Raw genomic sequence first — 24,109 nt, 5'->3', positions numbered from 1 at the left:
TGGCAACGACTCGGGCAATGGCGGGGCCGGGGATGATGTTCTCTTCGGCGAGGACGGCAATGACTCTTTGCGCGCAGAAACCGGAGCTGATGCGCTATGGGGCGGCGATGGCGACGACTGGATGGATGGCGGCAGCCAAAGCGATACACTGGGCGGCGGCGCAGGCAACGACATTTTGCTTGGTGGTGATGGCCAAGATGAGCTGTGGGGTTCCGCAGGCAATGATGATCTTTGGGGCGGCGCGGGCGACGATATGATGGGCGGAGGCACCGGCGTCGATACTTTGCACGGCGGCACCGGCAATGACATCGTCTGGGGCGGCGGCGAGGGCGATTTGCAATACGGCGGAGATGGCAATGACAACGTCGGCGGCTATTCCGGTGATGACACCCTATATGGCGAAAATGGCAATGACGGGGTTTGGGGCAATGTCGGCAATGATCTGGGCTATGGCGGCGCGGGCAATGACACGCTGGCTGGCGACGTTGGCAATGACACCCTGTACGGCGGCACCGGCGATGACATCTTGTCGGGCGGCGGTGGCAATGACCGGCTGTGGGGGGGCGCGGGTGCCGATACCTTTGTCTTTTATGCAAACCCGGGCAATGATGTGATCGGTGACTTCGAAAACGGCATTGATCATATCCGCATAAATGGACCTGCCTCTTCTTATCGGGCCTTGACGATTGAGGCCACAAACGATGGCACCCTTGTGCACATCGCGGGGGGAGGAGAGATCCTTCTGGATGGGGTAGATCGGTCCACAATTTCGTCGGATGATTTCTTGTTTTCCTGATCTGCGAGGACCGACTCCTTGTCCTCCCCCTCTTTGCGTTGTTAAGAACCTGCGTGCAGGACACGGGGAACGGGTGCGGATATGGGTGGGTCACATGGGGGAAAAAAGTTCCAGCAGCGCTATCAACAGGCCACACGCTTTATTGTGCCACAACTGCGCCAATCCGGCCGGCCGCTGAACCAGTTACGCGCGCTGGAAATTGGCTGCGGCGAGGGCCCTAAACTCTGCGCGCTGGCCCCGTTGTTTGACCGCTACGTCGGAATTGATCTGGATGCCCATGCGCTTGAGCTGGGCCGTGAAAATGCCCGCGCCTTGAACATCAACAATGCCGATATACGCCTGCAAGCGGCCGATGATCTGCCCGAAGTTCTGGCGGCAGAGCAGTTTGATGTTATCTTTTTATATGCGGTGCTGGAACATCTGACCGTCGCCGAACGTTTGGCAACGCTGCGCCTGTGTTGGGACATGCTGCCGGAAAATGGCTTGTTGTACTTTGGCGAAGCCCCGAACCGCATTGCACCAATCGACTACCATTCGACCAAACTGCCCTATTTTCACATGATGCCACCTGAATTGGCTCAGGAATTTATCGACAGGTCAGCTCATGAAAGCTGGCGCACCCGTGTGCGATCAGAAGAGACCGTAGAGCTGGGATTATATCGCAACGGGCAGCATGTGGGGTTTGAGGAATTTGACCTTGCCATCGCGCCGCCCGATCAACTGGCCCAGCATCTGCTATTGGACAATTGGTCCGAACCGATGATGAATCTCTATCCTTTGCGCTGGTTCGAACCGCGAAACCTTGATGATTTTGCCCAACTGACCGCCACCGGAGTGCACCAAGCGCCGTTGCCGCCACTGTTTGCGCGCTATTGGCTTGAAGGGATCTTGGTCAAGAACTCCGGCACTCCGCCGCCGCCTGTACGCTTTCCCAAACTGTCAGGCCCTCAAGAAACCCGCGCCTTTCGCGATCCGGTTGGGACAGCCTTTTACGGGCTGCGACAAACCGAAACCGCGTCCTTCACCCTTGATGCCCCCGCCACTGAGCTGATGCTGGGCGTGACGCAGAAAAGCTATGGCCAGATCAGCGTCGCGCAGGAGGGAAAAGATATCTGCATCCTTGAGGTAGAAGACATCCAGTCCGCAAATGCCGGATCGTGGGCCCCGCAATCTTGGCGGCGCATTGCGCTGCCTGCCAACCGTGCCGGTCAAACCCTCACGATATCCGCCGCAAAAAATGCCTGGATCGGCTTGTGCCCGCCCTTCATACGCTAGACGCACTTCCGATCTTGGCCCCTTAAGTTCTGCGCGCCCCTTGAGTGCCGCGTCGCTGTGCGGCACAAGACCCACGTATTTACGGTGCCTCAGCGCGCCCCATTCTTTATCGGAGACGCTCCATGCCCCCCAAATTTGGCACCAGCGGATTACGCGGCCTTGTGACTGAACTGACTGACGACCTTGTCGCCGATTACACCCGCGCATTTTTGGCCGCCTGTCCGCATGGCGGCGCTTTGCATCTGGGGCGGGATCTACGCCCCTCGTCCCCCGACATTGCCGCCGTTGTGGCCCGCACAGCCCTCGCTGAAGGCGTTGATGTGATCGATTGCGGCGCGCTGGCAACCCCTGCTCTTGCGCTCTCGTCTTTGCATGCAGGGCAGGCGGCTTTGATGGTCACCGGAAGCCATATCCCCGCAGACCGCAACGGTCTTAAATTCTACGTCCCCAACGGCGAGATTTCCAAAGAGGACGAAATCGCCATTGGGGCGCATTTGGGCCGTGACAGCGCCGGATTGGATGCCGCCGAGGCGGATGGATCAGCTGCAGTCACCGCCTATCTGGCGCGCTATGTGACGGGCTTTGGCCCAGCGGCTCTGGCCGGGTTGCGCATCGGCATCTATCAACACAGCTCCGTTGCGCGTGACCTGATGGTTGACGTGATCAAGGCCCTTGGCGCCGAGCCAGTCGCGCTTGCCCGCTCTGATGTCTTTATCCCTGTCGACACCGAAGCGCTGGACCCGCAAACCCGTGGCATGCTGGCTGGCTGGTGCACAGAGCATAACCTTGATGCGCTGATCTCGACCGATGGCGATGCGGACCGGCCGATGGTGGCCGATAAATCCGGCACCGTGGTTTTGGGGGATGTTCTGGGCGCGCTGACGGCCCGCAGTCTTGGCGCCACGGTCCTTTGTACGCCGGTTTCGTCGAACTCGATGGTCTTGGGGATGGATGATTTTGCAACCGTACATCTGACCCGCATCGGATCCCCCTATGTGATCGCTGCAATGGAAAGCACGCTGACCGCCGATCCGGCAGCCAAGGTGGTGGGATATGAAGCCAATGGCGGATTCCTTTTAGGCTTTGACGCCGAAGGAGTAGCTGGCACGCTGGCACCCCTGATGACCCGCGATTGCCTTCTGCCGATCATTGCGCCTTTGGCTGCCGCAAAGGCCGCCGGACAAAGTCTCGCTGATCTGGTTGCAACGCTCCCGGCCTGTTTCACCGCTGCAGACCGTATCGCTGGCATCCCGACCGAGGTCTCAAACAGCTTTATCGCGCAATTGACCCAAGACGCCGCCGCGCGCGCCGCGTTCTTTGAGGCGGGAGCCGAACAGGGGATTGATACCACAGACGGGCTGCGGGTCACATTCACCAGCGGCGCTGTGGTGCATCTGCGCCCATCGGGAAATGCCCCCGAATGCCGCTGCTATGCCGAAGGCCCCAGCGCCGGAATTGCCCAGTCTCTCGTTCAGACGCACCTGAAAAAGCTGCAAGACAGCCTCGGATAGGGACGCGCGATGCTTCAACTTTGCTCAAGCGCATTAGGCGCTTGAGCAATTTGAGGACTCCGCGCAGGGCGGGCTGGTCTAAAACCGGCCCCTCAAACTCCCGTTATGAATGAGCAAGCTTTGGCGTAGGTCAGGACTTATGTGATCCGGATTGAAGGGTATTTTGCTACACCCGTTTTACCGTCGCCAAGCTCACCTTGAACAAATTTGCGATGTCCTTCATCGCCCGCCCCTCGCTTTTTAACCGCAGCACTTCAGCTTTCTGATCCGCTGATAGGGCGGGGGGGCGCCCCCCGACGCGGCCCTTTGCTCTAGCCGCCTTGAGCCCCTCCATCGTCCGTTCCCGGATGCGTTCACGCTCGAACTGGGCGATGGATGCAAATACGTGGAAAATCAGACGCCCCGCTGGTGTGGTTGTGTCAATATCTTCGGCAAGGGATCTGAACCCCGCCTGCACGGTTTCGATCTGGGCCACGATGTCCAAAAGATCGACCAGAGAACGCGCAAGGCGGTCATACTTGGTCACCAGAACCACATCATCCGGTCTGAGTTGGTCCAAAAGTCGATCAAGCTCAGGGCGTGATCTTTTTGCTCCGCTGATCTTGTCCGCGAAAATGCGCTCCGCACCGGCTTCTGTCAAAGCCGTGATTTGGGCATCAAGGTTTTGGTCCGCTGTCGAGACACGTGCATATCCAATAATCATGTTTGGACGGTATCAAAAACGGTTCAAAACACAATCTGTTTTGACCCGGGTTTTTGAGCCTCAGAAGTGTCCTGAAAACAGGCCGGCAGGGCGCAAGGGTCAAAAACGACCGTTTTTGACCGATAGGGTCTGACAAGGGGGGCTGGCCGACGAGAAAAGAAACGATTTCTGGCTCCAATAGACATCACTTTAGGGCCACAGTATCGTTGCCGAAGTGGCTTCGCCAGATTTCCGCCCGTGCGCCATCCCTTGCATCGTAATCCCGCACGGCCAGCATCAAATCTCCAAACTCTGGCACTTCTTCGTCCGCCCCGATCTCGGTCAACCGCATTGTGTACCACGCGGTCACGCCGCCCTCCGGAGCCTCTGCGAACCTTGGAAACGCAGGTTCGCGCAACCGGTTCTTCATCCAGTAATTTGGCAATGAAGGCTCAAGCACCAGCGCACGGGCGAGACCGACAATATCAACAGCCCCACTTGTGACCGCCTCATCGGCCTGTTCACGTGTCTTGAAACCGCCGGTCAGCATAAGAGGCTTGGAGGTCAACTTACGTGCGCGCTTGGCGAACTGAATGAAATAGGGGCCGTGCCCCGACCCGTCAGAAGCGGATTTTGCTCCGGGAAAGTAGGTTCCGCCGCTGATGTCGATCAAATCGACCGAAGACTGATCGAGCGCGGCAACAACCTGAAGCGCCTCATCCTCGGCGAACCCTCCTTCGAGAAGATCGGAGGAGTTCAGTTTTACAGCAATCGGAAAATACGGCCCGACTGCGGCACGGATCGCGTCTATGGAGGCCAATAGAAGCCGCATGCGGTTCTGGATTGGGCCACCGTAATTGTCACAGCGTTTGTTGAACAACGGTGACAAGAACTGGCTAAGCAAGAACCCGTGCGCCGCGTGAACCTCTACTCCGCCAAAACCGGCCTGTTGAGCGAGGCGTGCTGTCCGCGCGAATTCCTTGGGGACTTGGTGGATTTCGTCGTCGCTCATTTCAGCGCAGCGCAAACCCGGCACATCAAGCGCACTTGGTCCCTTTGGATTGCTCGTCGGAGCGTAGGAGAGCGCTCCGGCATGACCGAGTTGCACCCAAAGAAGGGCACCGTTGCTGCCGCCATTTTCGGCCAATTTCCGAAAGCTCTTGAGGTCGGACATCTCGTTGAGCACGAGATTGCCGGGTTTCTCCGCGTAGCCGGGATTGCCCTGAACCTCGCCGACAATGGATACCGCCACCCCACCTTCTGCCCATCGCAGGTAAAGGTTTATCTGCTCTGCTGTCGGATGCCCCGTTCCATCCCCCAACGAATCCGACATGGCCGATTTTGCGATACGGTTCTTAAGGACGGCACCGCAGGGCAGTTCGAGTGGCTCAAATAGATTTACATGCCGCTGCATTGCAAACTCCCGACAATTTTGGACTAACCCATTGACCGCTGACGCACGCACACAGCGCCCCTGTGCGGCGAAAAAAGCAAGATCGAACTTCTATCTGAGACACCGCGCCAGCCGAAACTCATGGTTATCTATCACCGGCGAAAACGGCCGCTTCCACCAAAAACAATGGCTGTTTTCCAAAGATCCCGTTCGCAAAAGCGGCCATACGCGCAGATCTTGGTTCAGAACCGGAACGGTGCATCCCCGAGCGCCTCTTCAAGCTGGATACGCGTGGTATCGAGATTGGGCACAAAATCCAAAATCCGACCCGATTTTTGGCCCTTTTGCGTCAAGGCAACGGTGAGCAAGGCGTTGTAGTTGCCGTGATCCGCCGGATTTATACCCAAGAAATCCAACAGGTCTGCCACCTTTTGGCGCCCCTTTTGAGGGTCCGCATAGACCTGTTCAAAATAGACCACAAACGGTGTGATACCGTGATCATCCATCAACGTCTTTATCTTGTGCCGGTAGGTCTGACAGACTTTTAGGTGCGCCACCGCACCCGGCGCGTCAAACGGCGCAGCCTGCGCTGTGCCGTTCTGCAAATCCTGAAACACTTTCCAGGCCTCTTGTTTACCCCACGCTCCGGTCAGCCGGGCCAATTCCAATGACAAAATCCGGTCGACCTCGGCTTCGCGGTCCAGCACGATCTGCACATAGCCAAGCTCGGTCGAGACCTCGAGCAACAGCCGGTTGAACGGATCAGGCAGCAATTCAAAACAATGCTTGATCAAAGGACGTTTCGCCAGAACCCGCTTTAGATCTGCCCGCAAGAGATCCTCATCCTTGTGTTCAAACCAGCCTTTCGTGACCGCGCCAAATACCCGCTCGGGGTTAAAAGGTTCGTGTTGAACGCCAGAATGTTCTGACAAGACTGCCAAAAGCCCTGCGAGTGTGGTGCCGCCGGTGCGGCGCAACGTCCAGATGATATACGGGGAACTCACGTGACCTATCCTACCTGCATTGTTGGCAAATCTGGTAGCATCTAGCCCCTCTGCCGACAAGCCGCGCTTTCCCCTCGTGCAAAGCCCCACAACTCGCGGTACAACCGCGTTAACTTACTGCAGAGATCTCATGACACTGACGCGTTCCGGCCAAACCGCCCTGACACCATCTGTTTCCATATCGGTGATTGTTCCGGTCTATAACGTCACGGGTCACATCGCTGCCTGCCTACACAGTCTGCGCAGTCAGACCTTTGAAAATTTCGAAGTCATTGTGATTGATGACGGGTCCACCGATGACAGCGCCGCAATCGCCCGAAGCGCCATCGCCGGTGATCCGCGCTTTGAGGTGATCGTTCAAGAAAATCGCGGATTGTCCGGCGCGCGCAATACCGGATTGGACCATGCCCGCGGGGGCTGCATTGCTTTTGTGGACGGGGATGACCGGGTGATGCCGGACTATCTGGCCCAGCTTTGGCAGGCCTTGCAGGACAGCGGTGCGGATTGGGTGGCCTGCGGGATCCAGTCGTGTTTTCCAGATGGCAATGGCACCACCCATTCCGCCATTCACGGCAGCGCAGACCTGTCTTTGCACCACACACCGCAGCGTTTCGCCTTTCATGACTGGTCCGATGTGGTGCGCCATTTCCCCTCGGCGTGGAACAAGCTCTATCGCCGCGCCTTGATCGAAGATTTGCGCTTTGACGAAGGACTTTGGTTCGAAGACCACGGGTTTTTTCTAAGGGCTGCTGATCGGACCGATCATATCTTGCACCTGCCACAGCCGCTCTATTTGCAAACCCAAGGCCGCATCGGCCAAATCACCACCCAAGACAGTGACCGGGTGTTCGAGCAATTCGATGTGCTGCGCGACATGTCACAGCTGATGCACGCCAGCTCCAGACCCGGCGGTGCCCAAGCCATGGCCCGCATGGTATCGCGCCTGAGTTTCGAGCGCAGCACCGCCCTCAAAGATCCCGTCCGCCGATCCCGCTTTGTGGCGGCTACGGTCGATTTTCTCAACGATCAGGGCCTGACCTATAGTGCCGATTGGGACCCTGACATTGCCCGCGCATGGGGCCTTGAGATCTCTGGCCAACTGCCGCTGAGTGTGGTTGTTCCCTGCACCGCAAACGCGACCGGTCCAAAGGCTTTGCAAGACACGCTGCACAGCCTGACCACGCAATTTGGTCCCGGCCGCGAAATCCTGGTGATCTGTGAGGGTGAAAAAGCCGCGCAAACCGCCAGAAACGCCGCCAGGGACACGCCTTTGGCCCAGATCCATTTGGCTCAACCTCCTTTCAAAAACAACCTATTACAAGCTGGCCTTGATCTGGCGCAGGGGCTCTATGTGCATTTCCTAACCGCCGGAGATGTGCTGCACCCGGCCGCCTTATCCGACTGGGTTGAGACCGCACTGCGCCATGACGCCGACGTCACCCAATCCGCATTTCGAATGGGAACAGGGCCGGATGCACCGGTGGAATCCGGGTTGTTGGATGCGCCATGGCAACCGGGTGATCCTGACATTGCCGCCCCCGAACAGATCACCGCTGCGCAAGCTTTACGCGCCGGTCCCCATCTACAAACCAAGCTGTTCAAACGGTCTTTTTTGGCGGAACAGGGTCTGAAATTTGCCTCACGCCCCCGCGCGAAAACCGGCGTTGGTCCGGATTGGGGCTTTGGCCTTGCCGCGATGCTGGTGGCCAAGCGTGGGGCCTATGTGGCCTGGCCGACCACCGCAATCGCCGCATTTGACGCGCCGCCCCCGCGTGCAGTGTCAGCAAGCCTAACCTATAAGTCCATGCTGCGCGCCCTGCCCGCCAGCGCCACAGGCATCCTGCCGCTGGGTTGGCAAAAGCGGCTTTATGCCCGTGTCCTGCGCCACCATATCGACACTGCCCTACCCGCCTCTGGCCCACGAAAAACCCTGTCACTGGCCACCATGAGCGCCAACAGCCTGTTGCGCGGCTTTTCCGGTCCCCATGTGGATCCCGCCGGATTTGACCCCAATATCGGCCCGCGTCTGGCCAAGATCCTGAACCCGCAAAGCCTGCTTGGGCTGCCTGCGCTGGTGCCCCACCCTGCGAAACCCGCCAAGACCAAATCACCGCCCAAGTATCTCTTTCCTGTCCACACCCATGCCTGTTTGAAGTTTCGCGTCGATTTTCAGCAAGCCGATTTTGCCAATCTCGATTTTAACATCAAAAAGGGACCGCACATTCCGTTGCATCTGTCGTTTCGCCTGAAAGAACAGAGAATTATTTGCAATGACAGCCACACAGACGGGCGTTGGCGGGCAGAGCGTATCAAACCCTTTGCCCTCAGCCGGCAGGGCCATGTTGTTCAAATCGATATTGCACGGCCGACAGTCCGCGTTCTTGTTGACGGACAAGAGGTGTTTCATCTCACCCAGCGGCGCCTTTGGCGGCGCAGCGGTTTTGCCTCTTTGGACAAGATCACCCATTTTTCGCCCGAAGTCGGGATCAACCCCACCGACATCATTCCGCAAAAGCCCACAAAGGAACTGGCGCTGGACCCGCGTTTGATGCTGCGCGCGGCGCAATCTGCGCAGGGTCAAACGCTTGATCATGACGGTGTGCCGATGCTGGTAACCGAAGCCACTTTCAGCGGCCATCAAGCCGGACTGGTGGCACAGCCATCGGGAAAGATATGGGCAACCGGTAAAGACAAAGTCACATTCTCGCTCTCAGGTGGCAGCGCCCTATCGCTTAGCCGCCAAGACATGGCCGACCGGATTGTGACGGTCTGCGATCAGGGATTGGCAAAACAGGATGCTGCATTGGCTGCACTGGTGTTGGAACATGTGCAACTGGGCAATCTCTTGCCGCTTTTGCCCAAAGCCACACAATACGCTGTCGACACCTTGTCACACGGGCTTGGCCTTTCGGATTATCTCCAACGGCCCGCAGCGGCCCCGACCCAAGACCATATACCAATTGTCGAAGAGGCTTTGGCAAAGCCCGATCCTGTCACGGCGCAGATCAATGTGGCCCTGACCCGTTTTTCACAAAGTCAAAGCGCGCACCCGCCTGTGGATCCAGCCCAGACCCTGGCCGATATAGCGCTGCCAAAAGACAGTCTGAAACTTTTGTATCTCAACCTGTCCGAAGTGTTTTGCAGCCAGGGCCAGACCTTTGAAGTTCTCTATGATCAGGCCCGCGCCGCTGGTGTAAACAACTACACCCCTGCGCCGGGCGGCGATGTCTGGAGCCTATCGGCGATGTTGCCGTTTATGCTGTTGAACGGCGATTATGACGCCCTCGAAGAGGCCGCGCAGGATCTGGCAAAACGCAGCGATGAGGGCTGGATTTTGACACCGCCGGTGTCTTGGGCCATGCGGCGCGCACAAACGCTATCGGGGGTGCCCGATAGCCTGCGCGATGGTATGCTGTTTTCATGGATGGCGCTGGTCCGCGGCCAAGCCGAAACCTATTGGGGCCGCACCCATTGCCGCGAGATGACGCGCAGCGCAGTCTGGCTGGTCACCGATTTGAAACGTACCGACAAGATGCACCGCGATGTGCATAAATTCTGTCTTGGCATCTATGGTCTGTCGCGGACATTCTGGCAGATGATCGATGAAACAGGCTCTGTTCCTGCGCACCTGGCTCAGGCGCATCACTATTTCAACACCATTCTTGAAGCCAAGGCAGGCACATCCAATCTGGCGGAAATCGACCGCGCCCTATGCTTTTTCGAGGCGGAAGGCAGTCTTGAAGCGGCCCGCTTGCGTGTTGAATTGCTTGGCCCGACCAGCAGCACCGGCCCGACGGCCCCGCTGTTGGCTGGCCCCAAAGACCCCGCAGGCGCCGCGATCCGGCATCTGGCCTTCCCATCCAGCCCCCCGATCGATCCTGCCTTGATGGATCTGGCCCGCGACGGGATCGCCGATCTCTATCCATTGGTGACGCGCGCGCCTCACTTGGATTGCCAACACAGCGCCGCGCGGCGCATCGAAGCCGCGCAGAAATCCCCCGAAACCGGATCAGACAGCGCGCTGTTGCAAACGTTTGAACCGCTCAGCGGGATCGATCAAGGCTTCCTCGGGATCGGCCTTGGGCTCAGCTTGCTGGCGATCCGTCTAGATCAGGGCCAACCCAGCGGCCCGATTGCCCAATGGATCGATGCGCAGATCGCAAATGTCCCCGCCCTCGCCCGGCGCGAACTGCCCCATGCGTCGGCGCTTGTCTCGCCTTTGGCGCGGCTTGCGGGGCACCCCGATCAAGATGCAAAGCGCCTGTGTCTGGAACTGGAAGCCCCGCCTTTCGCCCAAGATCTGCTGCCCTGCGCTCCGGCTTCGCCCCTGTATGATACGGTTGTCACGGTTTTTTCCTGCCGCGCCTATCTTGATGACCGCATCCCTGCCCTGCGTGCCAGCTGGCTGACGATGCTCAAGGATCTGGGCATTCCCTATGTGGTGGTTGTCGGCGATGGAGACGGGCAATTGCGCGGCGATGTGGTGCATCTTGAGGCCCCCGACGATTACGAAGGCCTGCCGCAAAAGACATTGGCCGCAATCAAATGGGTGCATGACAACACCCCCTACGCGCATATGCTGAAAATCGACGATGATTGTTTTCTCAATGCCCCGTTGTTTTTCCAATCTCTCAGCTACCGCAAAAGCCACTATTACGGCCGCCGCCTAGAACGCGCTCCGGGTCAGTTGGACCGTGCTTGGCACCAAGTGAAATCCACGTCGGACCGCGGGCGCTTCGAGCTGGATAAGTCACCAGAGCCCTCGTCTTATGCGGATGGCGGTTCGGGCTATGCCCTCAGCCGGACTGCGATGAAGGCCGCGCTGGATGCTGCCCAAAGCGCATCGGGACAACAGATTATTGCCGCCTCCTTTATGGAAGACAAAATGCTGGGCGATCTGCTGGCCCTGCGCAGTATCCATGTCTCTGACGAAGATTACCTGACCTCGGTGCGCCGCCGCTCGCACAAGGATGCGATCCCGGTCGCGACATGGCTCAACAGCTTTTTGCCGTCTCAGGCCGCGCCACTGCAATTGGCACACCTTGATAACCACCACGATCTGGCCGGGGCGATGGCGCAGCTCAAAACCAATGATTTGCGTCCCCCCAAAATTTGGCCCAGCTTTCAAGCGGCCCGTCTGGGGTTTCAAAGCAACGCGCTGGAACTCATCAGCTCCGAGGCGACAGTCCAGGCCGCCCGCGACGCCGACGTTGCGGTGGTTGCCTGCATGCGCAATGAGATGTTCATGCTGCCGCATTTTCTGGCCCATTATCGCCGCCTTGGCGTGACTGCGTTTTTGATTGCAGACAATTGTTCTGATGACGGCACCTTGGAATATCTGGCGCAGCAACCCGATGTCGCGCTGTTTTCTGTTGATACCGACTACAACAAATCGGCTTATGGCGTCGGCTGGCAACAGGCGATGATGGCCGCCTTTCGCATGCACAAATGGTCGCTGGTTGCCGATGCGGATGAATTGCTGGTCTGGCAGGAAAACCAGACCCAAACCTTGCCTGATTTGCTAAAATCCCCGGATCTTGACAGCGCCGAAGCCGTGCGGATCTTTATGCTTGATATGTATCCCGAAGGGCCGCTTGAGGCCGCAGATTTTGCCAGCGGCGACCCCTTTGCCGAAGCGGGCTTTGCCGATCGCGATCCGTTTCTAGATCATTGCCTGATGCGCGGCCCCTATTGCGATGCACCGGCTTGGACATCCGCGCTACGCCACCGTTTGATCCCCGGCTCAACGCCCAATCTGTTTGTGGCCCAAAAGCTGGCGCTGCTGCGCTATCATCCGTTTATGCATTTGTCGGCGGGTCTGCATTTCATCGCAGATGCACAGGTGGCCAAACGCGAGCTGATCTTTGGCCATTTCAAGTACAATGCCGCCTTCCGCGCCAAAGCCAAGGCCGAAGTCGCCCGCGGCCAGCACTGGGGGGATGCGGCGGAATACAAGAAGTATCTGACACTGACGTCGGAGGCGCGCAGCCAGATCCATGACCCGGAACTCTCTGTGCCGTGGCACCAAAGCCCGTTTGTCAAACAGCGGCTACAGACCTGACCAAAAGGGCGGCCTAGCCGCGATAGTGTGGCAACAACCCGTCGATATGGGCTGGCATACCCGTGGGTGGACGGGCCCCTTGCCAGTAGCCGTCAAAATCGACGCTCCCGTCCAGCAGCGCCGCAATCCGGGCATGAAAGGCCTCTATGTTGCCGGCGGGAAACACCATTTCCGGACAGTTGCCCAGCTCCTGAGCCCCGCCCATATCGGCGCAGAGCAATGGAATGTGGCGGGCATGCATTTCTAACGCCACCTGTGGCAGGTTGTCGTGCCACAATACCGGAACCAGCCCGACATCGACCTGCGCCAACAACCGGTCCAGATCGTCATGGCCATACCCGTTGGCGTAATCGACTTCGCTCAGATGGCTGCCCAAGGCTGCGACACGGCCCATGGTCGCCTTGTCACCGCGCCGCGCGGCAATCACCACCCGCACCCGTCCGGCCAAATCCGGCGGCAGGGTTTCCAGCGCTTGCAGCAAAAAATAAAAGCCTTTGTCGCGGCGCATATAGCCCAGATAGCCCAAGGTCAGAACACTGTCACCCGATTGCGGCACCGCGCGGGGGACCGTTTGGGCAAAACGTGCGGACTCGGGCGAGCCGATATAGCTGGTATGGGCAAGCTTCGGGTCTATTCCATGCGCCACGGCCAGTGTGCGCACCGCATCCGAAACGCACAGCACACTGTCGCAAAATCCGTTCAGCGCCGCCACCATCTGCGCCCGCCGGCTAGCAAAAGGCGTACCATCAGGGCGGGCCACCACCTCAAGCGTACCGGGGGTGCTGCCAAGGCTCTGCCTGCGCATCCGCCGCGGGACACCGCGCAGCCTACGCGCCAAAAGCGCCGTCTTGGCCCCAAAGCGCAACGACCAGAACAACGCCACATCAAACGCCCAACTGCCCGGCTTTAACCCCATTGATTTGAGCTGGCAGCTCAGCCCCGCCGCCAGTTGCAGATTGCGCTGGTTATGACGGGCCGGCAAACAGTGCACGCAATTGCGCCCCTCATCAAATCCGGTGCAGCTGATCCGCTCTTGGTGCCAAAAATTCACCTGCGGGCAAAACGGATAGTAATTGTGCAAAGACACAACAATCCGCATCTGCGGCCAGCGCGTCTTGAACCCCTCAAGCACCGAAACCGGCAGGCCTTCGAGGTTGTTCAAATGCAAGACATCGTATGGGCCAGTCTGATCAATCAAATCATAGACCGTTTCTGCTGTCTCTGGATGATCCAACTGAGCGCCATCACCATAACTGTGATGCGCCGGGGCGATCACCCCTGAATTGACGATTACATAGCGCGGGCAGGCATCGCCTTGATCGACCACGTCCCAGCGCGGCACGCGCGACAGCAGGTCATAAGCCACTCCGGATGAAAAGAAGGCGACGCTGACATCGGAGTGGCCAGCCAGAGCCCGCACCAGATTGCGTTGATAGACAGACACACCGCCACCGCGGTTTTCATCATCCAGGTAGTCAACCCAGTTGTAATAGAGGATTTTCACAATTCATCCTCAAGCCAGCGCCCGTACCCGATTGTATTGAAATAGTGCCGAACCGCTTTTTGATCCTCGATCCGGTCCAAAATCGTATTGCTGCCCTGTTTGACCAGCGGGCTTTTCATGTCGCGGTCTTCCTTTAATCCGAAGAACTCGCAAATCCTCCCGTTGAAACCGGGGGCAAACATATCGCGATATTCGATGCTGATCTGGCGATGCGGCTGCGCCGCCAACCAAGAGGAAAACAAGTAATCTGTCATTGCCAGTTCATGCCAGCGATGGCTGATCTGGCGCGGCGAGGCGTTAATTTTTGCCTGTACGTATGCGCTATCTTCTTTGCCCTGCGCCCATCTTTGGCTTTGGGCCGCTTTGATCAAAGACGTCACCTGCGCAAGACGGTTTTCGCGCCAGACATAGACCAGCGTGATATCGGGATCGGCCTCTAACGCCTTAAAAACCGAAATGTTGTGCCCCAGCATAAACTTGAAGCCAGCCCATTTCACCGTCCGCGGATGCGGCTCTTCAAAGATGCGCTGCATAAAGCCCACAGGATCGGCGTCACGGTTTGCCACAACGGCTTCATAGCTGTCGTCCTGTTCGTCCAAACCCACCACTGCCCGCGGATTAAACTGTTCTCCCGTGCAGGACATTTTCGGATGTGCATTGAGCAAGGTGGTCAGATAGGTCGTGCCGCTGCGCGGGAGGCCTAAAATAACAAAGCGGTGCGGAGCGGGCCGCGGAGATCCAAGTTTTGACAGGATTGCACGCACAAATATTAGGCCTCTTCTACATGAGGCGGCTTATTTAGCAAAGCAGGGCAAGTTTCAACCATCCTGCGCAATCCTGATGATTTCAAGATGGGCCTCAATGGCTTCGTGGATATTGTCGAAATAAAGAAGCTCGCCGCCGGTCAAAACCACTCCGGCATCACAAAACTCGCGCATCTGCCCCATTTCATGACTGACCATAATTGCAGAGGATGTTTTCATCCGTTCGTTAAACACCCGCCGGCTTTTGGCGCGAAAGGCCGCGTCCCCCACCGCCGTCACCTCATCCACCAGATAGGTGTCAAAATGGATGCCCATTGACGCCCCAAAAGTCAGACGTGATTTCATCCCGGATGAATAGCTGCGCACCGGCATGTCGAAATGCTTGCCGATGTCCGAAAAATCCTTAACAAAATCCACAAGCTCATCGGTATCCACACCATAGATCCGCGCAATAAAGCGCACATTTTGCGCGCCGGTCAATTCGCCGTGAAACGATCCCGCAAACCCCACCGGCCAAGAGATAGAGCCATCGCTGATCACCCGCCCGCTATCGGGGCGCATGGTGCCAGCGATGATCCGTAACAAGGTGGATTTTCCTGCCCCGTTGCGCCCCAACAGAGCCAGCGACTGGCCCGAGGGCAAGGTTATATCCAGATCGTCGATCACCAGCTTGCGTTCGCCGCGCAGCCGGAAGCTTTTGGTGAGATGGTCAAAACGGATCATTGCACCCCCCCTTCCCGGTTCAGCCCCCTAAGAGTACGAAACATATCGTTACGCCCTGTCGCGGATCGAATAATAGACCAAAGCCAGCACCGACCAGGTCAGCAGTACAAACAGACCAAACAGTGCTGCGATGGTGCTGCGGCGCGGGTATTCGCTGCTTTCGGCCAAGGTGGGCCGGACATAGGTGGCCAAATAGCGGCTTTGGCGTTGGGCATTGGCGCGGGCAAGCCCCAAGGCCGTCAATGCGGCGCGGTAGGTTTCTTCGCTAAACTCCCGGTCCACAATCAACCCTTCATATTCGGCAATCAGGCTGGGATAGTCATCTCCGGTGGCATCTGCCCCCGTCCCGGCGGAGGGGCCTTCCGAAGCAAAACTTTGGCGTTCACTGGCAATGCGGTCCCGGATCACCTGAATGCGGCGGCTTTCTTGGACAAGTCGCGGATCATCGGCATTGGTCGTCCCGCTGAGCAAATCATATTCAATCAGCGACTCGGCCAGTTGTTGCTGAAGATTGTTCATCACCCCCATGCGGCCCTGAATATCCGCCTCGGGATCAACAATCTGGGTTCGGGTGCGAAACGCGGTCAGAGCCTCTCGTGCAATTTTCAGCCGCTCAACCGCCTCGGCCAGATCGCTGCGCGCATAGCGCATGGAATCTTCGCGCGCCTGCACGTTCAGGGCGTTGATCATCTCCTGGCTTTTGTCCACGATAACCCGCGCGATTTGTCGGGCTTTTTCCGGCTCGAAAGCCAAAACCTTTACCTCGATCAATCCCGATCCCGAATCAAAGGCCACTTTGACGATCCGCTGCCAATACCACTCAAGGTCTTCGATGGTGGGGTCGGGCCATAGGGCAAAGACCGGGTCTTTGGGCCAAAGCTGGGTGTAATGCGCCACCAGCCCGGTTTCGGCTTCGACCGCCTGCACCAGACTTTGGCTCAGGACAAATTCATATAGGATATCACCATCCGACGCGCTGTTGGAGCCTGTGAGCTGCGACAAGCCCCCCAGCAGTTCAGAGGCATTTCCGCCCTCTTCTTTGCGCACGGTAAATCCGGTGACCGACCCATATTGGTCAGCGGCAATCGCCCAAAGGTAAAAGCACACCACGGAAAATGGCACCAAGACCACCGCGACAAAGGACATGACAAGGCCCCAGTGTCGCCGCCGCATACGGGTGCGGGTCGCGACAGGCTTGACCGGCTTTTCTCCCGGTTGGGACGCCGATTTTGCGGCCGGTTTGGGGGCCTGTTTCTGGGCGGGCTGTTTCTGGGCGGGCTGCGGTGCCACCTTGGGGGCTGCAGGCGGTTGCTTTTTGGGTCCTGCTCTGTTGGCCGCTCCCGGATTCGGGGCCGCAGGCACAATTTTGGGGGCTGGCGGTTTTGCAGCCACAGCCCTCCCCTGCCCTTTTGGCGTGGATGGTGCTGCCGGAGCACCTTGCTGGCCCGGCTTTTGCGCTGTCGCCCCGCCTGCCGGATGAACCGGCTTTGCGGGGGCCCCTGTGCCTTCGGTCATCGATATGCCTTCGGTCTTTATGGCCTTGTAGAAAGCCTGTTGGATATTCCTTCGCCGTTTACCATAATGGGCAGGCCCTTGACCAGTATGAGACAGCACCCTGATGACCCGACCTGTGAACCCGCCTTCTGCACCGCATGCGGGCATCCCCCGGGCGCCCACGCCCATACGTCAGGCCCAAAGGCCCGGCCAGCAGCCGGGCTATGGAACCAACCGCAGCTTTGCCACAGGTAAAGCCGTGACAGCCTTGATGATCCGGGAAATGGCAACGCGCTACGGACGCTCTCCGGGGGGATATGTTTGGGCCTTGCTTGAGCCGATGGGCGTTATTTTGATCATGGCGATAGGCTTTTCAGTGATGCTGAGATCGCCGCCGATCGGCAATAGTTTCATCTTGTTCTATGCGACCGGGTTTCTGCCCTTTACCCTGTTTCAAAGCCTCTCGAAAGCCATTGCGCGCAGTATCAGCTTTTCGCGCGCCCTTCTGATGTATCCGGCGGTAACCTGGGTAGATGCCATGCTGGCGCGCTTTGTGTTAAATTCGCTGACCGGAATCCTGGTCACTTTGGTCATCTGCGCCAGCCTTCTCGCGGTCACCGATACCCGCGTTGCGCTAGACGGCGGCCCGATTCTGACCAGCTTTGGTATGACCTGTCTCTTGGGTCTGTCGATTGGCGTGTTCAATTGCGCCGTCGATGGGCTGTTTCCTGTTTGGAAGCAGTTCTGGTCAATCATTTCGCGGCCACTGGTTTTGTTGTCCGGCGTGATCTTCATGTACGAAGATTTGCCGGCCAAGGTTCGGGAAATTTTGTGGTACAATCCCTTGGTGCATATAACCGCCACGATGCGCGACGGGTTTTATCCGACGTATAACCCCGATTACATCTCGGTAACCTATTGCGTGTTGTTCAGTCTGATCTTTTTGTTTTTCGGCATTATTCTCATGGCGCGGTTTCACCGGGATATCCTGAACAACTAAGCCAAAATCAATCCTCGGCGGTCCAGCGTTTGACCTGCGCAAAATCCACAGCTGTGCGGCCCAGAAGCCCGTCGCGCAGCGCCCGCGCCACCAATGCCAGAAACCGCCCGCGCGCGCCCTTATAGAACCGGACTTTAGACAGCCATTTGACCACAACCAAGGGCAGCACCAACCAAAACCATAACCCAGCCGCCTCGCGGTAGATCATCAGCAAATTACGGTGATGATAATAGCATTTCCACATCGGACGAAACCGCTGTGCCCCTTCGGTCAGCGTGGTAAAATCGTGCTCGAACCGCACGCCGGGATCAAAGCGGATGTGCCCGCCTGCCCGCGACAGACGCAGCGTATATAGAACATCATCACCGTATATAAACAGACTCGGGTCCGGAAAGCCGCCAATCTGCAGCCCGCGCCGCGACACAAACAATCCAACAAAAGACCCGCCGTCGATCCGTTGCGGTGTCTCACAATCGTAATCTTTTTGGCCCATGTGAAAGCCTTCACGGCCCTTTTTCACCGTGCGCTTAAACGCATCTTTGTGCCAAAACGGGTTCACCCAAGGCCGGTTCATATCGCAGATCCGGCCATCGGGATGGTAGACCGCAGCGGACACCGCATCGACCCCGTCCAAATCCCCGGACTGCACACGGGATTGAAAAACCCCCAGGGCACCGGGTTCGGGGCGCGCATCATCATCCATCACCACCAGCCAATCGGGATCATAACGATCAACCGCATGGCGCATGCCTTGTTCAAACCCGCCAGCACCGCCACCATTTGTTGCGCTGCGAAACACCCAAAGGCGGGGATCCGATTGCGTAGCAAGCCAGGCCTCGGTGCCATCGGTTGAGGCGTTGTCGATCACCACAACAGCTTCAAGATGCGCCGGCGCGCTTTGCAGCAACCGGGCCAAACTGACCTTGAGCTGCTCAAGCCGGTTATAGCTGACCATCACGGCCACCAGCCGCATGTCTTGGGGGGCGCGCCCTGCGTTCATATCGCTTCCTTAAGTTGTGGCGCTTAGGCACATAAATTCGCGGGGCTGTCAAATCTCTGGACGTGGCCAGCCGCGCCTATACCGGGGTCTCAGGGGCGTTTAAGCGCTCCTATGACAGCTGCGCTGGTTCCAGGCTGTTTGTTGCGCCCCCCCCAGCCGGAGACATCAAACCGCTTCTGGATGTGAAAAAGCGTGCCACATTGGCCATACTGCATCTTGTACCTGATCAGGTTCCTTTCCTTATTTCACTTTTATATTAATGGCATACGGAACGCCCCTTCACTGAACGCCCGCCCCATAGACGGTACAAAAGTCAAAAAAGCGTTGTGTGGGAATAAGTTGCGTGCCATGTGTTAACTTGTCGCTAAATGGCAAAATTAACGCCGTTTAGCGACGAAACGCGAACGACCCAATAAGAGGTCGTCTGGCAGAGTGGAATCGAACATGAAAACTGTAGAAACCAAGTCTATAGCAGCCTCCATTGCATCAAACGCGACCCGCCTGTCGGAGGCGCTGAACAGCCATATGCGCAACAGCTTCCAGCCTGACAGCCGGAAAACCTTGCGCAAGTTTCATCCTGCGGAGGTTTCCGAGCTGACCGGCATTAGCCTGTCAAACCTTAGAACCCGTCATCAAGACGGTGACTTTCCCGAAGTCGAGACCGATTCCAGAGGCCGCAGGCTCTATTCCGCCGAAGACATCGACCAAATTCGCGAGGTGATGGCGCGGACCGGCCGGAATGGGGACTCATACCGACCCGGACGCCGTGAGAATGACCCCCTTCAGATCATTTCTATCGTCAACTTCAAAGGCGGCAGCAGCAAAACAACCAGTGCGATCCACCTGGCGCAACGTTATGCGCTGCGCGGATACAGGGTTCTTGCGGTCGACATGGACCCGCAGGCCAGCCTGACCACGATGTTCGGGTATCGCCCCGAAATTGAATTCGCAGAAAGCGGCACGATCTATGACGCTTTAAAATACGAAAACCCTGTGCCTCTGAGTCAGGTCATTCGAAAGACCTATTTTCACAATCTGGACCTTGCTCCCGCCGGGCTCTTGTTGTCCGAATACGAAACCGAGACGGCCTACGCCCTGCAACACAAAGTTGACCCGCCGTTTACGCAGCGCCTTGCCATCGCGCTTGACGAAGTCGAAGCCAATTATGATCTCGTTATCATCGACTGTCCGCCTCAGCTCGGCTTTACGACCATGACAGCCCTTTTGGCATCAACCGGCCTCTTGATAACGGTTGTCCCCAGCATGTTGGATGTCGCCTCGATGGCCCAGTTTTTGGAAATGGCCGGGGAAACGGTTGAGGCTCTCGAAGATGCGGCAGGACCGATAGATTGGAACTTTCTCAAGTTTCTGATCGCCCGATATGAACCAACGGATGTTCCCCAGTCACAAATGGCCGGCTTCTTGCGGTCCATACTTCTGGATCAGGTTTTGACCACGCCCATGCTCAAATCCACTGCAATTTCCGACGCGGGTATGACGCAGCAAACGATATACGAGCTGGACCCGTCACATGTCGTTAAAAAGACACTGGTTCGCATTCTTGAAAGTGTGAATGGTGTCGCCGATGAGTTCGAGAAAACCATCCAGACCGCTTGGGGAAGGGAAACCGACTGATGGCCCGTAGAAACCTGTTCAACCCCCCGCCCCCACCAGATGCAGATGCCGCACCAGCCCCCGGCGCGGACCAAAAACCACGCTTTCCAAATACCGGTGCAATGAGCGGCGTCAAATCCACCCTAAAAGATGTCGCGAGCAACGCAGTCAGAGAGATTTCCGTTGATGTCATTGAAGAGGCCGGTCCCAAGGACCGTCTCAGCTTCACGGATGCCGACGTCTTTAATCTGGCTGAAAGCATCAAGGCACATGGCCAGCAAGTGCCGATTATGGTGCGCCCCATGGCGGACAAACCCGGGCACTACCGGATTGTGTACGGTCGCCGCAGATTGCGCGCGCTGCGTTCTTTGGGTCTGACGGCAAAGGCCCTTGTCCGATCCCTTTCAGACGAGGCGGCCATTCTTGCGCAGGGGCAAGAAAACACCCAACGCCTCGACCCCAGTTTCATTGAAAAAGCGCTTTTCGCGGCGGAGCTCGCCTCTTCTGGGTACGCGCAAACTGTTATTTTGGACGCCTTGGCGCTGGACAAGCCGATGCTGTCACGCATGGCCAAGGTCGCCCGATCTGTTCCAAAACCCGTGATTGAGCAGATTGGGTCTGCCCATGGTATCGGGCGAAGACGCTGGGAAGAGCTTGCCGACCTGCTGCGCAAAGAAGACATCGACATTGAGCAGATCACAGCCAATCTCAATCTTAGGACAAGCCAAACCTCAGAAGATCGTTTTGGGTTGATTAGTGACGCAGTCAACAAATCGGTTTTGTCCAAGATCGCGGACAAACCGCCCGCCCTTCCCGCTATATCCATTACGTTAAGCGATGGGACCGCGCTGGCTGAAGTCAAAGAAACCGCCCGCGCAGTGACCGTCAAATTGTCAAAAACGCAGACCCCTGAGTTCGCCCGGTGGATGCGTGAGAACGCCGAAGCGGAGCTCATGCGCCTGTATGAGGCATGGCAGTCTGATACAAAGCCCAACTGATCTTTGATCGGGCAGAAACGCACCACAGGGTATTCCCACCAAAGCCCCGTTTGCATTTTGCGCCGGTCAACACCAGCGGTTTTCGCTGCCGGAAATATGCCGCAGTTTTCTGCCCTTTGAAAATTCAGTGCCTTTCACAGCCGGGCACTTTGACAATAAATTGCTGCTTCCGAAGGGCACTCCGCTGAGATTTTGTCCGCGGACAATCGCCTTCCGAAAGCTCCCACCGCCGCAACTGGTGTGCGACCATCAAGCAGCGCGCAGCATCTTTTCAAGAGGGTGGTTCATTGATCCGAGAGGGCGGTCTCAATCACAAAAGCCTGACCAAATCCATGGGCGCAGAAGACAAAGCCTTTTGAGTTTGTTGCGGCCTGAAGCCATCTTTTGTCCGCGGACAATTGTCCGTCAGGCACATTCACATGCAGGCACATGGCTACTTTTTAAGTTGGGCATCCAGCGCATCAATCTGCGCTTTCAATGCCTGCGGGTCTTGCGCGCCGTTTTCGTTTGCCCACTCGGCAGGCGAGGGGAATGTGATGCCGCGACTTTCCCAAAAACTGCGAATGTCTGATGCGCAAAGAATATCTGTCCAGCCATGCTTGTTAAAGGCATCAACATAGATACGCCCCCCGAGGCCGCGCTTGAATTCGGTGCGAATTTCATCTTGCTGCGTCTGGGGCAGGGGGGTCCATACCGTTTTAATCAGATCGCCGCAGTGCATCCGGTATGAAACCTCTTGCGCCTTTTGGGAGGCTTTCAAAACCTCCCTCTGGCGCTCAAGGCTTTTCAGTTCGATCTTGGCGGTTTGAACCTCATCGAGGCGCTTTTGCTTTTCGGCATTTTCATTGTGAAAGTCTTCTTCGATCGCTGCCTTCAAAAATCCCGCTGTCGATGATTTGATTTTTCCATTCGCGACCTGCGACGTGGTTAGATCAACCTTGTCCAGAACGTAGGCCTCGCCGTAGTCAATCACCCAAGACCGCGCCAGAGTTTTAGACACACCTTTTTTCAACAAGGCCTGATAGGCCGCCGTCGAAGAGATCTCGTCCTCATCATCCATCCCTATTAGCGCCATCTGAGGGTTGGGTTTTACGGTAAACTGCAAGGCGGCAACCGACCGCCCTTTGCGGACCGTCAGCACCTCGACCTGAATATTTGAATGCTCGTTCACTTCTTTCATCGCGGGCATGATCACATCCCGCTTGAGGAACTTGAACTCCTTGTAGCGCCCCTCGACGGACATAAGCTTTCTGAACAGGCCCAGATCCCACACCGGTGTTTGTCCAATGCCAACATACCGATTGCAGTTCTCATACAGCACCAGTGCATGGGAGCTGCGCAAACTGCGCAAGACGCTCAAGTTGATTTTCGAGTAGATGTCGGGATGAAAGAGCTTTTCCGCAAGAGATTGCTCATATCGATAGGTACACATCCCCCCCTTCACCTTCACATAGGTCAAAAGTGACATGGCTTCCCAAGACCGTTCCCCGTCATCCTCCATGATGTCGAATTGCATCACCGTTTCAACGATGCCAACCAGCGCTTCTTTCAGGTAGGCTGTGTTTTTGCTGTCGAACCCGATCATGTCACACAAAATACGAGTGTTGATATGGTGATCGCGTTCAGTGACCAGAGTGTCATACGCATTGTACAGCAACGCATTAACAAGCTTCCGCTGCAGAGCCGTCAGATCCGCAACCGAGTGAATGGCAGATACATGCTTCTTCAGTATCTGCTTGTCATTGTTGTATTCTTTTATCTCACGGACCATAAGGTGATTTCGCTAAGGTGATATTTTGTCACCATTGTACTCATCACCTCAAGAATGCAAGTTTTTTCGCCCACAACCGGTTCGGTTCCATTTTCCCCGCCCCATATCTTATCACCTTTAGAAAGCTGACAGGCTCCGTCTTGCAAGGTTTGCTCTGTAAATACAGAAGATCAAAAGCGCAGCCCCACATCCTATCACCTTTCGCCCCATGTCTTGTCACCTCAAACCGGTTTTCAGCGTATTTTTCTGTTTGTTATCAATGCACTGATTACCCTCTCCGCAAAGCCCCACATCTTATCACCTCTCACCCCATATTCTATCACCTTTCGCCCCATGTCTTATCACCTTAAAAAAGACATCGCCCCATATCCTATCACCTTTCGCCCCATATCCTATCACCTTTACCTCTTTATCCTATTGAATATAAACATAAATACTCCGGCTAAACCTTTTAAACGTTGTTTTCTTAAACGTACTTAAACAACAACAGGGACCCTATCGGCCCCTGATGTCGGGTGT

16 protein-coding genes are annotated in these 24,109 nt (G+C 56.9%); 7 read left to right on the top strand and 9 right to left on the bottom strand.

Annotation, left to right across the window (positions count from 1 at the left end; all coding sequences use genetic code 11):
- The 3 genes from C8N36_RS21985 to C8N36_RS21975 all read left to right on the top strand — a co-directional run.
- Positions 1-796: calcium-binding protein (locus C8N36_RS21985; RefSeq protein WP_146227691.1), on the top strand; the 796-nt coding region annotated here is incomplete at its 5' end.
- 81 nt (positions 797-877) lie between these two features.
- Positions 878-2,071 carry a class I SAM-dependent methyltransferase gene (locus C8N36_RS21980; RefSeq protein WP_110768046.1) on the top strand — a complete coding sequence of 398 codons (1,194 nt, stop codon included), beginning with the start codon at positions 878-880 and terminating at the stop codon, positions 2,069-2,071.
- 122 nt (positions 2,072-2,193) lie between these two features.
- A complete protein-coding gene (locus C8N36_RS21975; protein ID WP_110768044.1) occupies positions 2,194-3,582 on the top strand; it encodes a phosphomannomutase in 1,389 nt (462 codons plus the stop codon).
- Between the two features lie 166 nt (positions 3,583-3,748).
- Here C8N36_RS21975 and C8N36_RS21970 read toward each other — a convergent pair whose 3' ends face one another.
- From C8N36_RS21970 to C8N36_RS21960, 3 genes are all read right to left on the bottom strand, one after another.
- On the bottom strand, positions 3,749-4,285 hold the full coding sequence (locus C8N36_RS21970; protein ID WP_110768042.1) for a recombinase family protein: 537 nt from the start codon (positions 4,283-4,285) through the stop codon (positions 3,749-3,751).
- Positions 4,286-4,469: 184 nt separating this feature from the next.
- Positions 4,470-5,678: an NADH:flavin oxidoreductase/NADH oxidase family protein gene (locus tag C8N36_RS21965; RefSeq protein WP_110768040.1), complete on the bottom strand. Its 1,209-nt coding sequence runs from the start codon at positions 5,676-5,678 to the stop codon at positions 4,470-4,472.
- A 221-nt stretch (positions 5,679-5,899) separates the two neighbouring features.
- Entirely contained in the window at positions 5,900-6,661 is a 762-nt protein-coding gene (locus C8N36_RS21960) for a hypothetical protein (RefSeq protein ID WP_110768038.1), read from the bottom strand.
- A 130-nt stretch (positions 6,662-6,791) separates the two neighbouring features.
- On the opposite strand from C8N36_RS21960, the gene C8N36_RS21955 reads away from it, so the two are divergent.
- Entirely contained in the window at positions 6,792-12,722 is a 5,931-nt protein-coding gene (locus tag C8N36_RS21955) for a glycosyltransferase (RefSeq protein ID WP_110768036.1), read from the top strand.
- Between the two features lie 13 nt (positions 12,723-12,735).
- On the opposite strand, the gene C8N36_RS21950 is transcribed toward C8N36_RS21955, so the two are convergent.
- The 4 genes from C8N36_RS21950 to C8N36_RS21935 are packed head-to-tail and all read right to left on the bottom strand — an operon-like array spanning position 12,736 to position 17,228.
- Positions 12,736-14,226 (bottom strand): glycosyltransferase, encoded by a 1,491-nt coding sequence (locus tag C8N36_RS21950; RefSeq protein WP_110768034.1) that lies wholly within the window; start codon positions 14,224-14,226, stop codon positions 12,736-12,738.
- Positions 14,223-14,990 (bottom strand): sulfotransferase family protein, encoded by a 768-nt coding sequence (locus C8N36_RS21945; protein ID WP_170125951.1) that lies wholly within the window; start codon positions 14,988-14,990, stop codon positions 14,223-14,225. Before C8N36_RS21945 ends, C8N36_RS21950 begins: the two co-directional genes overlap by 4 nt.
- Before the next feature lie 54 nt (positions 14,991-15,044).
- Positions 15,045-15,713 carry an ABC transporter ATP-binding protein gene (locus C8N36_RS21940; RefSeq protein ID WP_110768029.1) on the bottom strand — a complete coding sequence of 223 codons (669 nt, stop codon included), beginning with the start codon at positions 15,711-15,713 and terminating at the stop codon, positions 15,045-15,047.
- Positions 15,714-15,761: 48 nt separating this feature from the next.
- Complete coding sequence (locus tag C8N36_RS21935) at positions 15,762-17,228, bottom strand: KpsE/RkpR family capsule polysaccharide export protein (RefSeq protein ID WP_245911026.1); 1,467 nt, start codon at positions 17,226-17,228, stop codon at positions 15,762-15,764.
- 103 nt (positions 17,229-17,331) lie between these two features.
- On the opposite strand from C8N36_RS21935, the gene C8N36_RS21930 reads away from it, so the two are divergent.
- Positions 17,332-18,207, top strand: a complete 876-nt coding sequence (locus C8N36_RS21930; protein ID WP_110768027.1) for an ABC transporter permease — start codon at positions 17,332-17,334, stop codon at positions 18,205-18,207.
- Between the two features lie 7 nt (positions 18,208-18,214).
- Here the strand turns inward: C8N36_RS21930 and C8N36_RS21925 are convergent, their stop codons facing one another.
- Positions 18,215-19,207 (bottom strand): glycosyltransferase, encoded by a 993-nt coding sequence (locus C8N36_RS21925; protein ID WP_110768025.1) that lies wholly within the window; start codon positions 19,205-19,207, stop codon positions 18,215-18,217.
- 444 nt (positions 19,208-19,651) lie between these two features.
- Here C8N36_RS21925 and repA point away from each other — a divergent pair, with 444 nt between their 5' ends.
- Complete coding sequence (repA, locus tag C8N36_RS21915) at positions 19,652-20,842, top strand: plasmid partitioning protein RepA (protein ID WP_110768021.1); 1,191 nt, start codon at positions 19,652-19,654, stop codon at positions 20,840-20,842.
- Positions 20,842-21,819: a plasmid partitioning protein RepB gene (gene repB / locus C8N36_RS21910; RefSeq protein ID WP_110768019.1), complete on the top strand. Its 978-nt coding sequence runs from the start codon at positions 20,842-20,844 to the stop codon at positions 21,817-21,819. The genes repA and repB overlap by 1 nt, the downstream gene beginning before the upstream one ends.
- Positions 21,820-22,252: 433 nt before the next feature.
- On the opposite strand, the gene C8N36_RS21905 is transcribed toward repB, so the two are convergent.
- Positions 22,253-23,590 (bottom strand): replication initiation protein, encoded by a 1,338-nt coding sequence (locus C8N36_RS21905; RefSeq protein WP_110768017.1) that lies wholly within the window; start codon positions 23,588-23,590, stop codon positions 22,253-22,255.
- Positions 23,591-24,109 lie beyond the last annotated feature (519 nt).

This window comes from Pelagimonas varians, assembly GCF_003208435.1.
In the GTDB taxonomy this organism is placed as follows: domain Bacteria; phylum Pseudomonadota; class Alphaproteobacteria; order Rhodobacterales; family Rhodobacteraceae; genus Pelagimonas; species Pelagimonas varians.
This window is presented reverse-complemented; position numbering and strand designations above follow the sequence as displayed.

Coding starts and splice junctions, on each gene's coding strand:
- repA (WP_110768021.1), top strand. CDS start 19,652: ATGAAAACTGTAGAAACCAAGTCTATAGCAGCCTCCATTGCATCAAAC.
- C8N36_RS21980 (WP_110768046.1), top strand. CDS start 878: ATGGGTGGGTCACATGGGGGAAAAAAGTTCCAGCAGCGCTATCAACAG.
- C8N36_RS21970 (WP_110768042.1), bottom strand. CDS start 4,285: ATGATTATTGGATATGCACGTGTCTCGACAGCGGACCAAAACCTTGAT.
- C8N36_RS21925 (WP_110768025.1), bottom strand. CDS start 19,207: ATGAACGCAGGGCGCGCCCCCCAAGACATGCGGCTGGTGGCCGTGATG.
- repB (WP_110768019.1), top strand. CDS start 20,842: ATGGCCCGTAGAAACCTGTTCAACCCCCCGCCCCCACCAGATGCAGAT.
- C8N36_RS21905 (WP_110768017.1), bottom strand. CDS start 23,590: ATGGTCCGTGAGATAAAAGAATACAACAATGACAAGCAGATACTGAAG.
- C8N36_RS21975 (WP_110768044.1), top strand. CDS start 2,194: ATGCCCCCCAAATTTGGCACCAGCGGATTACGCGGCCTTGTGACTGAA.
- C8N36_RS21935 (WP_245911026.1), bottom strand. CDS start 17,228: ATGACCGAAGGCACAGGGGCCCCCGCAAAGCCGGTTCATCCGGCAGGC.
- C8N36_RS21955 (WP_110768036.1), top strand. CDS start 6,792: ATGACACTGACGCGTTCCGGCCAAACCGCCCTGACACCATCTGTTTCC.
- C8N36_RS21965 (WP_110768040.1), bottom strand. CDS start 5,678: ATGCAGCGGCATGTAAATCTATTTGAGCCACTCGAACTGCCCTGCGGT.
- C8N36_RS21940 (WP_110768029.1), bottom strand. CDS start 15,713: ATGATCCGTTTTGACCATCTCACCAAAAGCTTCCGGCTGCGCGGCGAA.
- C8N36_RS21930 (WP_110768027.1), top strand. CDS start 17,332: ATGACCCGACCTGTGAACCCGCCTTCTGCACCGCATGCGGGCATCCCC.